The following is a 14,742-nucleotide window of genomic DNA, read 5'->3' on the forward strand; positions in this document are numbered from 1 at the left end:
CCTTTAGCTTTACTATTTTATAAAAAAAAATTTATCATTTTATGGCAGCATAAAACAAAATTATAAAAACAAAAAATCCCAAACTTTTATCAAGTTTGGGATTTTTCAGGAGTTTAACCTATGTTAAAATTTGTTATCACCATCGAGTAAATTCCCAAGACCACCTAAAACACTGCCTTCTCCTTTAGTTCCTGTTCCGGTTTTGGGTGCCATTGCTAAAACTCTACCCGCTAATCTACTAAACGGTAAAGATTGAATATATACAGTTCCAGGCCCTGTTAAGGTTGCAAAAAACAAACCTTCGCCACCAAAGACCGTATTTTTAATACCACCAACAAACTGAATATCATAATTTACATCTTGTGTAAAACCAACAATACAACCCGTATCTACTTTTAAAATCTCTCCTGGCTTTAACACTTTTTTCGCCATGGTACCTCCAGCATGAATGAATCCTAAACCATCACCTTCCATTTTCTGCATGATAAAACCTTCGCCACCAAACAAACCTCTTCCCAGCTTTTTAGAGAATTCTATTCCGATGGAAACTCCCTTTGCTGCGCATAAAAACGCATCTTTCTGACAAATAAACTTGCCACCGAATTCTGTTAAATCAATCGGAATAATTTTCCCGGGATATGGAGATGCAAATGAAATTTTCTTTTTCCCCAATCCGTCATTGGTAAAAACAGTCATGAATAAACTTTCGCCCGTTAAAATTCGTTTTCCGGCAGAGAATATTTTTCCTAACAGTCCTTTTTCTTGATTAGAGCCATCTCCTAAAATCGTATTCATTTTAATTTGATCTTCCATCATCATAAAAGTGCCAGCCTCAGCAACAACGCCTTCTTGAGGATCTAACTCAATTTCTACAAATTGCATTTCTTCTCCAAAAATTTGGTAATCTATTTCGTGTGAATTCATATTTTTTCTGATTAATTAATTTGATGTACTATTTATGAAATATTTTAATTACAAAAATAGTGCATGTGAGCGATTCCTGTTTTTTAGAATAAAGTTACAAAAAAAATAAGATTGTTTTAAAAAATAGAAAGCCGTGATATCTACCACGGCTTTCCTTGAACATTTATAGAAGTAATAATCCCCCAATCATATTTTCTTGAACATTCAGTTTTAAGAACTACAAATCTAAATTTATTTTGAAGGTTGACCTAAAAACATGTAGAACTAATCTACTACAAAACTATTTTTAAAGCGTAAAATCTACTACATTTACTTAAAAACATAAAAATAAAATCTTTTGATCGCTACGATGCTTTTAATTTTTAAATAAATAGTTCCTCTTAATTAAAAATTATATTTCAAATGAATTCATCTTTCTCTTCATTGATTTCTATCATAGAAAAGAAAGCTAAAAAAATAGGATAGTTTTTAAAAAACGAAAGCCGTGATTAAAATCACGGCTTTCTTTGAACATTTTTAGAAGTAATAATCCCCCAATCATAATTTCTCAAACATTCAATTTTAAGATGCACAAATTTATCATTATTTCAAAGAATTCTTTAAAAAATCATACAACTAATATACTACAAAACTAATTTTATAGCATAAAATCTACTACATTTGTAAAATAAAGATAGAAAAATGAAAAAAGAAAATCTTATCGGTGTTATCATCCTTTTATGTTTCTTAATTTTCTCACATACTGGAATAGCTCAAAAAAAAATTATTAAAAATGGGGATACTTGGGAATATTATGATCAAGGATACCTAGAGAATGATTGGATGTTATATATTGAAAAATACCAGTGGAAAAAAGGAAATACTCCCATTGGCTATGGTGATAAAAAGATTACGACAAACATTAGTTTTGGCGGAAATGAGGATCAAAAACACACCCTGAAATATTTTAAAAAAGAAATTGAAATTCTCGATAATGAATTTCTAGGGTATGAAATGAGAATACTAAGGGATGACGGTGCTTTAATTTATGTAAATGGCAAGGAAATCCTAAGAAATAACATGCCAAACTCTACCATCACTAATGCTACCTTTGCTATCAACACGATTGATGGTGTTGATGAATCTGAATACTATATTGCCGTTTTTGAAAATTCTATCTTTAAAAAAGGTAAAAACACGATTAGTGTTTCAATCCATCAAGCGTATCCTGAGTCTAGTGATTGTATTTTTAGCCTAGAACTGATAGGCCATACATCCCCTCAAATTTTATCAAAATTAGTAGAAAGTAAAACCATCACAAACGAACAATTAAAGCAAAATTTAAAAGAATTAAATACCAAATTTGAATATGAAAAAGTAGTCCTTAAAAACGAAAATTTAGCTAGTAACAATAGCAATTTAACCATCTCATTGCTGATTATTATTATTCTTTTTATTCTGAGTTTGGTGATTATTTATTCGTTAATAGAGAATAGGAAAAAAAAATCAAGAGAAAATATAAAAGAATTATTATTTCTAAAAGAAAAAATTTTAGACAAGGAAAAAGAAATGCTCGTTTTAAGCACTAAACTTTTAAACAACAAGCAATATTTTAAAGAAATAAAAGCAGATATAAAAAGTTTACAGACCGAAGATAAGGCTGGTTTAAAAATGATTATTTCTGACATTAACGAAGTATTATTAAAAGAGGATGAATGGCTGAGTTTAAAAAATCATTTTGAAGCAGTTTATGATGGTTTTTATAACAAGCTCTTGGCATTACACCCAGATTTAACTGAAACTGAATTAAGGCATTGTATGTTTATAAAATTACATTTGCAAACCAAAGAAATTGCAAGAATATTGCTAATCGACCCAAGGTCTGTGCAAACCACAAGGTATCGAATTAAGAAAAAAATGAATTTAAATGAAGATGTTGATATTAGAAAATATTTACTGAATATTTAAAAGTTTTGCACTACAATGTCTTTATAAAAATAAATAGAAATACTATAATAATGAAATACTTAACACCAGAAATAGCCGCTTTTTCGAAACAATTTGAAACCACTAAATCATTAGCTCGCACAAATGTTTCTTGTGGTATTTTTCAGGATTGTGATTATAAAGAGGAAAGACCTAAATTTTATCAAAAGAAAAAATAAATTATTTTTTCACTTTTAAACTCCACTGAAAAATAAATTTCGATACCACGACTCCATCTTCGTTTTTTCCTTCGGATGTTAAAACAATAACTTCTCCTTCTCCAGTTTTTATAGAGGCTTGAATCGCCTCTTTTATAGCAAGTCCTCCCGAGCAAGAAAAGGTAATTTTACCGGTTGCTTTTTTAAAAAAATCTGCTTCTTGATGGGTTACCAACATCGATACTTTTCGTTTAGATTCATCTATAGCTTTCATTACTAAAAGTCCTGTGGGTAATTCTGCCGCCATCCCTTGCGCTGCCCAAAACATACTCTTAAACGGATTTTGATTCATCCATCGATGTTTTATAGACACTACAACTTCATTCTCAGTAATAGATCGCACTCTAACACCCCCAAAAAAAGCCAAGGGAAGCTTAAAAAAATTATAAAGATTGACTTTTGCAGGTGTAAATTTCATGTTTTATCGTTTAAATATATGAATGCTTTTATTTTTTTTTATTTTCTTAAATAGATGTACAAGATAAGTATTTTTTCATGAAAACTGAATAAAATCAATGCTTTTGAGCATATTATGCCATTTATTTAATATAAAAATAATGTTAATAAAATGTTAATTATAGTACTATGTATTGCATAATACTATCTTTAAAATATATATTTGCATACCCTAGTATTATTCAAATCAATAATTATGAAACATAACAACGAAAAAACCAACGCATTTTTAATTCACATTTGTGCATTTGCAGGTTTTATATTTCCTTTTGGCAACATTATCACTCCATTAATTGCTTGGCAAACTTTAAAAGACAGAAGTTTATTTTTAGATGAACAGGGCAAAGAAGCTGTAAATTTTAACATCAGCTATACCCTATATGTATTTCTTTTATCGCTCTTATTTATTCCGTTTGCGTTAGGTTCTATATTTAACAGAAATCATAATGGTATGCATTGGAACAATTTTAACCTCAACTTCGATTTTGATTTTGATAATCTTTTTGGGTTTATAGGGTTCGGCTCTATTGCTGGCATTATCTACCTCATCGGTATTGCTCTTGTGATTGTTGCATCCGTAAAAGCAAGAGAAGGAGAAAATTACAAATATCCATTCACTATAAAGTTTATAAAGTAAGCCTTTACGCTAAGCCTATATTAAAACAAAATTTGCATAGAAAACAAAAAATATAAAATGATTTTAATCAAAAAAATAACGCTCACACAACAGTTCCCTTCCGAGTTTAAATTAAGCTCGACAAAATTGAAAGTTAGGATGGGCATAAAATATTCACAATATGAAGATTGAAAACACAAAAGCACAAATGCGAAAAGGTGTTTTAGAATTCTGCATCTTATCTATCTTAAAAAATGGTGATGCCTATACTTCTGAAATTCTTAAAACCCTAAAAAGTGCAGAAATGATTGTGGTAGAAGGAACCATTTATCCGCTATTAACCCGCTTAAAAAACGCAGGTTTATTAACGTATCGCTGGGAAGAATCAACCTCTGGACCCCCAAGAAAATATTACGTTTTAACAGAAAACGGGGTCATGTTTTTAAAAGAATTAAATAAAACATGGGACAATTTAGTAATCGCAGTAAACCAAGTAACTACTATAAAATCAACTACAAATGAATAAGACAATTAACATAAATTTAGGCGGATTTTTCTTCCATATAGATGAAGTTGCCTATCAGAAATTAAATCGATATTTAGCCTCTATTTCTAGGTCGTTAAGTGATGATCCGCAAGGTAAAAATGAAATCATTGCTGATATTGAAGCACGTATTAGTGAACTTTTATCCGAAAAAATCACGGACGCAAGACAAGTTGTTAATGCAGCTGATATTGAGGATATTATCACAATCATGGGGCAACCTGAAGATTATGCAGAGGCGGAAGAAAGTTACAACGAGCCGGCATACTCTTACAAAAGAAACAAGGCTTCTAGTAAAAAATTGTTTAGAGATGGCGATGATAAATTTTTAGGAGGTGTTTGCTCTGGTATTGGTCATTATTTTAATATTGATGTAATTTGGATTCGTTTAGCATTTATCGTTCTACTATTCAGTGGTTTTTCTCCTTTAATATATATAATTCTTTGGATTTTATTACCGGAAGCAACGACCACTGCAGAGAAATTGCAAATGGAAGGAGAACCCGTAAATATTGATAATATTGAAAAAAAAATTCGTGAAGAGTTTCATAATGTCTCAGAAAACGTTTCTGAATTTGCCAATCAAGCATCGGATACGTTTAAAAAAGGTGCCGATAAAATTAACAAATCTTTTTCAGCAAAGACAAAAAAAAATAATGGTATTAGTGATTTTGTAGATACACTTGGTAAAATAATTCTTGCAATTTTTAGAGTAATAGGCAAGTTTATTGGTATCCTTATCATCTTTATTTCTGCCGCTGTTATTTTATCTCTAATTATTGGAGGGTTTTCTGTTGGAAGTTTAGAATGGTTGCATGTAGATGGCGAGTTTTTAAATTATCCACCCTTTTTCTATGATGCAACATTACCGATATGGTTGCTTACTTTATGTGTGTTTTTGTTGATAGGAATTCCATTTTTAATCTTATTTATTTTAGGATTACGAATCTTATCGAGCAATGTTCAAAAAATGAATAAACCTACAAGGTTAACGCTTTCTGGAGTTTGGATTATTTCTTTATTGGTTATTATTTTTACGGCCATAGATTTTGGAAGCTCTCATGCTGTTCGAGGACAATCTGTAGAAAAACAAGCACTAAATATTGTGGCAAACGATACGCTTACTTTAAAAATGGTGAATGATGATACTCTTTATTATCGTCAGAATATTAGAAGAAGTACGTATCGAGAAGAAGTGACCATCAATGATGAAAAAATGGTGTATGCAAGTAATATAAAAGTCGATGTTAGAAAAAGCACCTCGAACGAAAGTTCAATAGTGATTCAAAAAATATCTAGAGGAAGAAACAAAAACAAGGCTAATTTGAATACCAAAAAAATAAAATATAAATATCAGTTAGAAGATCATACCATTGTTTTAGATGCTTTCTTTTTATCAGATTATAACAACCTTTGGAAAGAAGAGGTGATTAACATCACCCTCTATATTCCTGAAAATGTGGTAATTTATTTTGATGACTCAACCAAGAACTTTTTATATCACATCGATAACACGACTGATATTTATGACCAAGACATGGCAAATCATCATTTTATCATGACCGAAAGGACGCTTAAATGCACAGATTGCGTTGGTAGTAATGATGAAAATGATGATGATGAAAATAAAAAAGTAGAAGCGGGTGACACAGAAAACACCACCTCTGCATCAGAGATAACAATTTAAATACAATTCAGCCAAAAAAAACAACCATTCAGTAACAAGATTTTCTTTTAAACAGCCTATAACAAGATCTTTGAACGGTAAAACAAAAACAATAATTATGAAAACAATAATTCCCAAATTACTTAGTATTCTTTTTATAGCTACTCTTTTTAGTGCATGTAACGCAAACATGTTTAATGGGGTCAGCGGAAACAGAAATGTAAGAACAGAAAATCGCAGTGTACAAGAGAATTTTACAAGCGTAAAGGTAAGTACTGGTTTAGAACTTTATGTAACTAAAGGAGTAAAACCTAAAATTACCGTTGAAGCCGATGAGAATTTACAAAACATTATTATTACGGAAGTAAAAAATGGCGTTTTAAATATATATTCAGAAAAAAATATATGGAAAGCAGCAGCTAGAAAAGTATATGTAACTGCCAAAACTTTAGAAGGCATAACGGCAACTAGTGGTGCAGAAGTATATACCCAAGAAACCATTGCTGTAAATACTATTGATATTAATGCTTCTAGTGGTGCACAAATAGAAATTTCTTTGGATGCCAATTCTGTGGAAACGAATGCAACAAGTGGTGCTCATATTTATGTTATCGGACTTACAGAAAACCATACTTCTAGCGCAACAAGTGGCGCTTCTATTGATGCTTATAAATTACGTAGTAAGCAAGTAACAGTAAATGTTACTAGTGGTGCCGACATTAATATTTATGCATCAGAATCAATAAATGCAACCGCTACAAGTGGTGGGGATATCGATTTTAAAGGGAGCCCTAAAAAAATAAATAAAACAAAAAATTCTGGTGGAAGTATTTCCGCCAAATAAGAAAATAAAAGCAAATTTTACATTCATGGGCGATTCCGAAAAAAGTGAAAACAGTTTTAAATAAGTTACTTTTAGTAATTCTGATAGCAAAAAATTTAATCAAAAAGAATTTAGAAAAAACCGTTAGAAAAGTTTATAATTTCAAAAACAATTCGATAACCAATTTCATTGAGATAAGATCTTACTAAAAATTTGATGTATACAGCTAGTGTATTGTCATAAAAAACAGCAATCAACCAAAACCAGATTTCTTGAGGCTGGCAACAGCCTTAAGATTTTAATAATAACACGAATCATGAATTCATTTTTTACCTTTTTTAAACAGTCATCCATTTTAAAAGCAATATTGGCAATTGTCCTATTTATTTTTAATTTGATGACCACTGTTAAAGTTGATAAAATTTCAGAAATATACAAAACACTAAAATCTGAAAACAATACTATTTTTGAGAGCGAATTTCAGACCAATAAAATGGAAAAATTAGAACCGGTTATCACTGAAAATTTTGAATTTTATTCTGATGGTTCAGAGATTGACAAAAGAGAAGAATTTGTACGTAGTGCGAAGACTAATCTGGATTTAAATCCAGGAACATATTCAAGAAACCTGACAAACAATTCTTTAGCCGTTTTTGTACTTAAAAATAAAATTGATGAAACAGCCTTTTAAATTTTAAGTATAAAGATACAACAACATAAAAATTTATGAGAAAGCTAACTTCTCATATAATTACTAATACTTGGTTTTATTAGTTTACTTGGTAAGTCGTCGTTTTTACAAAACGGCGCTTACTTTTTTTAATTATATGCTGACTTTTATCTGAAGAACAGCTACAACTAATACCGATTTAGCTATTAAATGCCGTGTAAATAAATTGAATTATTTTTTGGTTCATTGAAATTAAAAAACAATTAGCATAGCCTTCGTTACGGTCATTTTTTTTAATAAAAAGTAAGCGAAAAAGAAACGATTTATTACATCATTAGATGCCTAAAATGGTATAACAGGTAAATTTAATAGTTCGATATGTATCCATCATGAAAAATCTAGCCCGCATTCATTCAGTAAGTTAATGAAGAAGTTTGTAAATACCGCAAAGTAACCCACCAGAAGAATAAATGATATTTGGACTTCTTCATAAATAAAGCGTTGAAAACCTACAATCAAACATTATGCAATGAACCCTATTCAAAAATTCTGTAAAACTAGTTTCATACCAATAAGTTTGGAGTGTAATATTAAATTAGTTTAACAAAATATGTACTTTTCTTTTTGTAGATTTGCAACTATAAAATGAGACAATTTTTCAGTAAAATAACATCTTTTATATTAGCCTTTTTAGTGCTTTTATCTACCTTATCTTTTGCGGTAGATAAGCATTACTGTGGTGATTTTTTGGTTGATGTTTCTTTTACAGGAGAAGCACAAGTTTGTGGATTGAAAATGGAAAACACATCTTTAACAAAAAAGAAAAATTGTTGCAAAGATGAAGTTCACAAATTTGACGGGCAAGATGAATTACAAAATCATAAAGTAGAAAACATCACTTTTAAAAATGAACAGTTTTTAACTGCATTTATAATTTTATTCAAAGGTTTAAATATAGAAAATAATGCTGATCATGATTTCTACAAAGATTTTTCACCTCCAGATATTCCTTTAAATTATCAGATTTTATATCAATATTTTTTAATTTGATTTTACTTTTTTAACAACCAACAATCATCTTTTTAGATGAAAATAGTCTTGTTCCAAATTTATAATCAATACATCATGAAAAAATATATTATAAGTAGTCTTTTGCTATTTATGCCACTCCTACTCTTTTCTCAAACTACATTTAAAGGAATGATTATGGATAAAAATAACCCTAAAGATAATTTAGGAGTTGAAGGTGTTTCTCTGCACTGGCTAAACACAAAGGTAAGCGCAATTACAAATACAAAAGGCTGGTTTACCATACCCTATAAACCTGAATATAAAAAATTAGTCGTTAATTACTTAGGTTATAAATCTGATACAATTAACATTACAAATTTAGAGCCCATTCATTATTTTTTAAAACCAGAAAGTGAGTTAGATGAAATTATCATTGAGAGTAAAAGAAATACTGTTCAAAGATCTTTTCTATCAACGACTAATATGTTTACAGTAAACTCCGAAGAATTGCTCAAAGCCGCTTGTTGTAATTTAGCGGAAAGTTTTGAAACAAATCCGTCTATAGACGTAAGTTTTTCGGATGCATTAACTGGTACAAGACAAATTCAAATGTTAGGTTTAAAAAGTCCTTATTTATTAATTACACAAGAAAACATTCCTGCAATTAGAGGTGCTAGCCAAGTTTTCGGACTCACATTTACACCCGGAACATGGGTAGAAAGTATTCAAATTACAAAAGGTGCAGGCTCTGTAGTCAATGGGTTTGAAAGTATTTCTGGTCAAATAAATGCCGAATTGGTAAAACCTTTTTCCGATAATAAGTTCTTTCTAAATGCCTATTCTTCTTTAAATGGAAGATTGGAATTGAACACACATTTTAATGAGCGTATTTCTAAAAAATGGCAAACAGGTTTGTACATTCACGGAAATTACAGAGGAGAAAAATTTGATAGAAATGGGGATAACTTTTTAGATATGCCATTATCCAATCAAATAAATATCATGAATAGGTGGCAATATACCGATGCAGAAAAAGGTTGGGTAAGTTTTCTAAATGTTCGTTTTTTAAATGATGAAAAACAAACGGGAGAACTCAATTTTAATCCCACTAGAGATCAAGGAACCACCAATGCTTGGGGAAGTGAAATTGATACACAGCGTTTTGAAACTTCTGCTAAAGTAGGGTATGTTTTTCCTGAAATGCCTTTTCAAAGTATCGGTTTTCAAATAGCATTTAGCAATCATCAGCAAGATTCTTATTTTGGTTTAAATGTATATGATATTGAGCATGAAAGCGTCTATGCGAATCTAATTTTTAATTCAATTATTGGCGATACAAGAAACAAGTTTAAAACCGGACTTAATTTTACCTACGATAAGTTTGATGAGCTGGTAAACACCATCGATTTTGATAGAAATGAAAATGCTTTAGGCGCATTTTTTGAATATGCCTTTGATAACTTAGAGAACTTTAGTCTTACAGCAGGTTTGCGAGTTGATACCCATAATTTATTGGGTACTTTTATAACACCTCGTTTACATGTAAGATATGTGCCTTGGGAAAAAGGAGTTTTTAGAGCATCTGCTGGAAGAGGGAAAAGAAGTGCTAACATTTTTGCTGAAAATCAACAATTATTTGCGAGTTCTAGACAAATAAACATTGATGACGTTGGCGGAAATATCTATGGATTAAATCCTGAAATTGCTTGGAATTATGGGGTTTCTTATTTACAGAAATTTAATTTATTTGAGAAAAAAGGAGATGTTACTTTTGATTTTTATCAAACAAATTTTCAAAACCAAGTGGTTGTAGACTGGGAAAATGCGCAAGAAATATCATTTTATGATTTAAACGGTAAAAGTATTGCAAATAGTTTTCAGGTAGAAGTAAATTATAATATCGCTAAAAACTTTAATGTAAGAACTGCCTATAAATATTTTGACATTTCTACAACATATAAAAGCGGAAATTTACAGAAACCGTTACAGCCTGAAACTCGTTTTTTTGCAAACCTGTCTTATGAAACAGAATTATCTGATACAGAATCGCAATGGCGGTTTGATGTAACTTTTAATAACATAGGGCAGCAACGAATCCCGAATAGAAGGTTACCTATTGATGCATACCAATTGTTAAATTCACAAATAACAAAAGTGTTTTCCAACCAGTTTGAGGTGTATGTTGGCGGTGAAAATTTAACGAATGTTCAGCAAAATAATCCTATATTAGGCAGCGAAAATCCATTTGAATTGAATTTTGATACTACTTTAGTGTATCAACCAATTTTTGGACGTGCAATTTATGCAGGATTACGATTTAAAATCAAATAAAAATAATATAATAAAACCTCACAGGTTTAAAAACCTGTGAGGTTAGAAATCAAAAAAAATGAAAAAAATAATAGGTATATTAAGTCTACTTTTAGTAAGTTTTTCAGCACAATCTCAGGAAGTTCAAAAAAATAAAAACGCAAAAGTATTTTTTGAAGTAGACGGAATTTGCGGCATGTGTAAAAAAAGAATTGAAACAGCAGCTTTAAAAACAAAAGGCGTAAAATTTGCAATTTGGAGCGTGGAAACACATCAATTAAGCCTAATTATGGATGAGCGGAAAACATCTATGACCGATGTGCAACAAAATATTTTAAAAGTTGGACACGATGTTATTGGTGCTGATAAGAAAAAGTTAATTGCAAAAGAAGAAGCGTATAATTCTGTACATCCCTGCTGCAAGTACCGAGATGAAGAAATCATTTTGAACCATGAAGGGGAATTAAAAAAGCAGAAAAAGAAAAATTAGTCGCCTTACTCCTATTCCAAAATGCCTATTTCTTCTTTAAATACTCCTCAATATCAGCAATATGATGTTGCAAGGCCTGCGCAGAAATCTGAATCTCTTTAATCAATAAAGCCAAAGAAACGATGAGCAAAATAAGTGCCGAACCAAATACCCAAACCGCTACCCTATGAAAATCGACATAGATTAAAAACATGGTTAACACACAAAATAACAAGCTTGTAATACCAAAAATTTGCATATATCTTGTTAAGTTTAAGCGTAATTTTAAATTCTGAATTTGTCTTAACAAAGAATCATTTTTCTTTTCCAAATATTTATCATGCAAACTTCTAATGACAGCGGCATACGCCAAAAACCGATTGGTATAGGCAAGCATAATCAATGAAATTGCAGAAAATAATAAAGCCGGTGTAGTAAGTGTCAATTCTTCCATCAAGAGCAAAAATAAAGTTATTTTTCAACGTGAATACTTTCCGAATCATTTTCTTTATTTTTGAACTATGAAAAAAGTAGTTTTTTTATTCGTTTTAGTTTTTAGTAGCTCCTATTTTAGTCAAGAATTACCTGACAATTTTGTGTATTTATCCGATATAGATCATACCATAAAATCTGAATTACGTTATCTAAACAATAATAATTTTATAGGAAAACCTATTAACGGTTATGAGAACAATTGTGTCATTATAACCAAAGAAAGTGCAATCAATTTAAAAAAAGTACAAGCTGAACTTTTAAAAAAAGGACTAAGTCTAAAGGTTTTTGATGCCTACAGACCACAACAAGCAGTAGATCATTTTGTAAAATGGGCAAAAGTTTTGAAAGACACTTTAATGAAAAGAGAATACTATCCAAACGTGGATAAAAGTGAATTATTTGACTTGGGGTATATCGCCTCAAAATCTGGCCACACAAGAGGTAGCACCATCGATTTAACAATTATAAATTTAAAGACGGGTAAAGAATTAGATATGGGCAGTCCTTATGATTTTTTTGGAGTGCAATCACATCCATTTTATCCAAAAATATCAAAAGCACAAAAAGAAAACAGAATGCTTTTGCGAAAACTCATGTTACAAAATAATTTTAAACCTTATGAAAATGAATGGTGGCATTTTACACTTAGAGAAGAACCTTTCCCAAAAACATATTTTAATTTTCCTGTAAAATAGTCAAGTTTTAACAATTTCTAAACAATTCCCTTTAAAATCGGCATTATATTTGTGCTAAAAGTGTTCAACATTACTCATTATTAGAAACTTATGAAACCATTTTTTAATGTACTTTTTATCTCTTTTTGTTTATTGATATCTTTCAAAGCTCTGGCTCAATTGGACATCAATAAAGGAACCAAAGAAAAAGGAAAAACAAAAGCTATTGTTTTAAATAATGCCAAAGAGGTTAAAAAACCCGAATCGATATCATTAAATGGTATTAACGGATTTAAAAAAGCTTTTGATAAAGAAAACGAAAAGTTAAAAAAGCAGCAAAAAGAAGATAATTTAAATAACAAAGGAATTTTAACACAAGCCAAATTGAAAGAGCAACGTTTTTTAAAAACTTTCAAAAAGATTAATGGTCGATATATTATTCCGAAAATAGATCAAGATTTAGGTAGTTTTAGAACCCAATCTAAAAGTGTTAACATTATTTGTAGAGATTATCAATATCCAGATGGTGATCGAGTAACTATTTATGTAAATGATATTCCCGTTGTTTATAATATTGTATTAGAACAGAGTTATAAAAAATTCAATATACCACTAGAATTAGGTATCAATAAAATTGTTATTGAAGCGTTAAATCAGGGGTCTTCTGGTCCAAACACGGCGGCTTTTAAAGTGTACAATGATGCAGGAATCTTAATTTCATCTAATGAATGGAATTTAGCAACAGGCGCAAAAGCAACTATACTCATAGCCAAAGACAAATAAAACGCAATCGCAATCGTTTGCGCTAAATTCACAAAGCCTAGTTTTTTTATTCTATTTAAAACAGTTATTTTTGTATTTCGATAAAAACTACAATAATATTATTATACAATAAATAACAATAGTTAAGAATGAAAGAAATCACCAAACAAACCTATTTAGATTGGTACAAAAACATGCTTTTTTGGCGCAAGTTCGAGGACAAATTAGCATCTGTTTACATTCAGCAAAAAGTTAGAGGCTTTTTACATTTGTATAATGGGCAAGAAGCTATTTTAGCTGGTGCGTTGCATGCTATGGATTTATCGAAAGATAAAATGATTACTGCCTACAGAAATCATGTGCAGCCAATCGGTATGGGAGAAGATCCTAAAAAAGTAATGGCTGAATTATACGGAAAAGTTACAGGAACATCTAAAGGAATGGGAGGTTCTATGCATATTTTCTCGAAAGAATTTCGTTTTTATGGTGGTCATGGTATTGTTGGTGGTCAAATTCCTTTAGGTGCAGGAATAGCTTTTGCAGATAAATACAAAGGAAGCGATGCGGTTACCTTAACGTGTTTTGGTGATGGTGCTGCAAGACAAGGCTCTCTACATGAAGCTTTTAACATGGCGATGTTATGGAAATTACCTGTTATTTTTATTGTTGAAAATAATGGATATGCCATGGGTACTTCTGTAGAAAGAACTGCAAATCATACTGATATCTGGAAACTTGGTTTGGGATATGAAATGCCTTGTGGACCCGTAGATGCCATGAACCCTATTAAAGTAGCGGAAGCTGTAGATGAAGCAATACAAAGAGCAAGACGTGGTGATGGCCCAACTTTTTTAGAAATGAAAACGTATCGATACAGAGGTCACTCAATGTCAGACGCGCAACATTATAGAACAAAAAATGAAGTTGAAGAATATAAGAAAATAGATCCTATTACTCAAATCTTAGACGTTATTATGGAAAAAGAATATGCGACCGAAGAAGAAATTGATGTAATTAAAAAAGATGTGAAAAGGATGGTGAATGAATGTGAAAAATTTGCAGAAGACTCACCATACCCAGAACCTCAGCAATTATACGATATGGTTTATGAACAAGAAGATTATCCTTTTATAAGTTAA

Annotated in this window: 16 protein-coding genes; 13 read left to right on the top strand and 3 right to left on the bottom strand. The window is 30.6% G+C overall.

Features of this window, described 5'->3' with window-relative positions; genetic code table 11:
• Window positions 1-123: 123 nt before the first annotated feature.
• The gene (locus tag K8354_RS07710; RefSeq protein ID WP_223446974.1) at window positions 124-924 is read right to left on the bottom strand and encodes a TIGR00266 family protein; all 801 of its coding nucleotides are present in this window, start codon (window positions 922-924) and stop codon (window positions 124-126) included.
• Between the two features lie 681 nt (window positions 925-1,605).
• On the opposite strand from K8354_RS07710, the gene K8354_RS07715 reads away from it, so the two are divergent.
• Window positions 1,606-2,871 carry a helix-turn-helix transcriptional regulator gene (locus K8354_RS07715; protein ID WP_223446976.1) on the top strand — a complete coding sequence of 422 codons (1,266 nt, stop codon included), beginning with the start codon at window positions 1,606-1,608 and terminating at the stop codon, window positions 2,869-2,871.
• A gap of 50 nt (window positions 2,872-2,921) precedes the next feature.
• Window positions 2,922-3,068, top strand: a complete 147-nt coding sequence (locus K8354_RS07720; RefSeq protein ID WP_223446978.1) for a hypothetical protein — start codon at window positions 2,922-2,924, stop codon at window positions 3,066-3,068.
• Between the two features lies 1 nt (window position 3,069).
• Here the strand turns inward: K8354_RS07720 and K8354_RS07725 are convergent, their stop codons facing one another.
• On the bottom strand, window positions 3,070-3,525 hold the full coding sequence (locus K8354_RS07725) for a DUF4442 domain-containing protein (RefSeq protein ID WP_223446980.1): 456 nt from the start codon (window positions 3,523-3,525) through the stop codon (window positions 3,070-3,072).
• 234 nt (window positions 3,526-3,759) lie between these two features.
• On the opposite strand from K8354_RS07725, the gene K8354_RS07730 reads away from it, so the two are divergent.
• The 8 genes from K8354_RS07730 (at window position 3,760) to K8354_RS07765 (ending at window position 11,693) form a co-directional block, all read left to right on the top strand.
• Window positions 3,760-4,200 carry a DUF4870 domain-containing protein gene (locus K8354_RS07730; protein WP_223446982.1) on the top strand — a complete coding sequence of 147 codons (441 nt, stop codon included), beginning with the start codon at window positions 3,760-3,762 and terminating at the stop codon, window positions 4,198-4,200.
• A 160-nt stretch (window positions 4,201-4,360) separates the two neighbouring features.
• Window positions 4,361-4,705, top strand: a complete 345-nt coding sequence (locus K8354_RS07735) for a PadR family transcriptional regulator (protein ID WP_223446984.1) — start codon at window positions 4,361-4,363, stop codon at window positions 4,703-4,705.
• On the top strand, window positions 4,698-6,410 hold the full coding sequence (locus tag K8354_RS07740) for a PspC domain-containing protein (RefSeq protein ID WP_223446986.1): 1,713 nt from the start codon (window positions 4,698-4,700) through the stop codon (window positions 6,408-6,410). Before K8354_RS07735 ends, K8354_RS07740 begins: the two co-directional genes overlap by 8 nt.
• 97 nt (window positions 6,411-6,507) lie before the next feature.
• Entirely contained in the window at window positions 6,508-7,233 is a 726-nt protein-coding gene (locus tag K8354_RS07745) for a head GIN domain-containing protein (RefSeq protein ID WP_223446988.1), read from the top strand.
• A 295-nt stretch (window positions 7,234-7,528) separates the two neighbouring features.
• Window positions 7,529-7,903 carry a hypothetical protein gene (locus K8354_RS07750; RefSeq protein ID WP_223446990.1) on the top strand — a complete coding sequence of 125 codons (375 nt, stop codon included), beginning with the start codon at window positions 7,529-7,531 and terminating at the stop codon, window positions 7,901-7,903.
• Window positions 7,904-8,527: 624 nt separating this feature from the next.
• Window positions 8,528-8,932: an HYC_CC_PP family protein gene (locus tag K8354_RS07755; RefSeq protein WP_223446992.1), complete on the top strand. Its 405-nt coding sequence runs from the start codon at window positions 8,528-8,530 to the stop codon at window positions 8,930-8,932.
• A 75-nt stretch (window positions 8,933-9,007) separates the two neighbouring features.
• Complete coding sequence (locus tag K8354_RS07760) at window positions 9,008-11,224, top strand: TonB-dependent receptor (protein WP_223446994.1); 2,217 nt, start codon at window positions 9,008-9,010, stop codon at window positions 11,222-11,224.
• A gap of 58 nt (window positions 11,225-11,282) precedes the next feature.
• Entirely contained in the window at window positions 11,283-11,693 is a 411-nt protein-coding gene (locus K8354_RS07765; protein WP_223446996.1) for a heavy-metal-associated domain-containing protein, read from the top strand.
• A 25-nt stretch (window positions 11,694-11,718) separates the two neighbouring features.
• Here K8354_RS07765 and K8354_RS07770 read toward each other — a convergent pair whose 3' ends face one another.
• The gene (locus K8354_RS07770; RefSeq protein WP_223446997.1) at window positions 11,719-12,126 is read right to left on the bottom strand and encodes a DUF2721 domain-containing protein; all 408 of its coding nucleotides are present in this window, start codon (window positions 12,124-12,126) and stop codon (window positions 11,719-11,721) included.
• 67 nt (window positions 12,127-12,193) lie between these two features.
• On the opposite strand from K8354_RS07770, the gene K8354_RS07775 reads away from it, so the two are divergent.
• The 3 genes from K8354_RS07775 to pdhA all read left to right on the top strand — a co-directional run bounded on the left by K8354_RS07775 (window position 12,194) and on the right by pdhA (window position 14,742).
• Window positions 12,194-12,862, top strand: a complete 669-nt coding sequence (locus K8354_RS07775) for a M15 family metallopeptidase (RefSeq protein ID WP_223446999.1) — start codon at window positions 12,194-12,196, stop codon at window positions 12,860-12,862.
• A gap of 90 nt (window positions 12,863-12,952) precedes the next feature.
• A complete protein-coding gene (locus K8354_RS07780) occupies window positions 12,953-13,624 on the top strand; it encodes a hypothetical protein (RefSeq protein WP_223447001.1) in 672 nt (223 codons plus the stop codon).
• Between the two features lie 128 nt (window positions 13,625-13,752).
• Complete coding sequence (gene pdhA, locus K8354_RS07785; RefSeq protein WP_223447002.1) at window positions 13,753-14,742, top strand: pyruvate dehydrogenase (acetyl-transferring) E1 component subunit alpha; 990 nt, start codon at window positions 13,753-13,755, stop codon at window positions 14,740-14,742.

It is taken from the genome of Polaribacter litorisediminis, from assembly GCF_019968605.1.
Taxonomy (GTDB): Bacteria; Bacteroidota; Bacteroidia; order Flavobacteriales; family Flavobacteriaceae; genus Polaribacter; species Polaribacter litorisediminis.

Bases quoted from the DNA above. Each gene is read 5' to 3' on its own strand.
- K8354_RS07780 (WP_223447001.1), top strand. From the start codon at position 12,953: ATGAAACCATTTTTTAATGTACTTTTTATCTCTTTTTGTTTATTGATA.
- K8354_RS07735 (WP_223446984.1), top strand. From the start codon at position 4,361: ATGAAGATTGAAAACACAAAAGCACAAATGCGAAAAGGTGTTTTAGAA.
- K8354_RS07775 (WP_223446999.1), top strand. From the start codon at position 12,194: ATGAAAAAAGTAGTTTTTTTATTCGTTTTAGTTTTTAGTAGCTCCTAT.
- K8354_RS07715 (WP_223446976.1), top strand. From the start codon at position 1,606: ATGAAAAAAGAAAATCTTATCGGTGTTATCATCCTTTTATGTTTCTTA.
- K8354_RS07755 (WP_223446992.1), top strand. From the start codon at position 8,528: ATGAGACAATTTTTCAGTAAAATAACATCTTTTATATTAGCCTTTTTA.
- K8354_RS07770 (WP_223446997.1), bottom strand. From the start codon at position 12,126: ATGGAAGAATTGACACTTACTACACCGGCTTTATTATTTTCTGCAATT.
- K8354_RS07760 (WP_223446994.1), top strand. From the start codon at position 9,008: ATGAAAAAATATATTATAAGTAGTCTTTTGCTATTTATGCCACTCCTA.
- K8354_RS07740 (WP_223446986.1), top strand. From the start codon at position 4,698: ATGAATAAGACAATTAACATAAATTTAGGCGGATTTTTCTTCCATATA.
- K8354_RS07750 (WP_223446990.1), top strand. From the start codon at position 7,529: ATGAATTCATTTTTTACCTTTTTTAAACAGTCATCCATTTTAAAAGCA.
- K8354_RS07745 (WP_223446988.1), top strand. From the start codon at position 6,508: ATGAAAACAATAATTCCCAAATTACTTAGTATTCTTTTTATAGCTACT.
- pdhA (WP_223447002.1), top strand. From the start codon at position 13,753: ATGAAAGAAATCACCAAACAAACCTATTTAGATTGGTACAAAAACATG.
- K8354_RS07725 (WP_223446980.1), bottom strand. From the start codon at position 3,525: ATGAAATTTACACCTGCAAAAGTCAATCTTTATAATTTTTTTAAGCTT.
- K8354_RS07720 (WP_223446978.1), top strand. From the start codon at position 2,922: ATGAAATACTTAACACCAGAAATAGCCGCTTTTTCGAAACAATTTGAA.
- K8354_RS07765 (WP_223446996.1), top strand. From the start codon at position 11,283: ATGAAAAAAATAATAGGTATATTAAGTCTACTTTTAGTAAGTTTTTCA.
- K8354_RS07730 (WP_223446982.1), top strand. From the start codon at position 3,760: ATGAAACATAACAACGAAAAAACCAACGCATTTTTAATTCACATTTGT.
- K8354_RS07710 (WP_223446974.1), bottom strand. From the start codon at position 924: ATGAATTCACACGAAATAGATTACCAAATTTTTGGAGAAGAAATGCAA.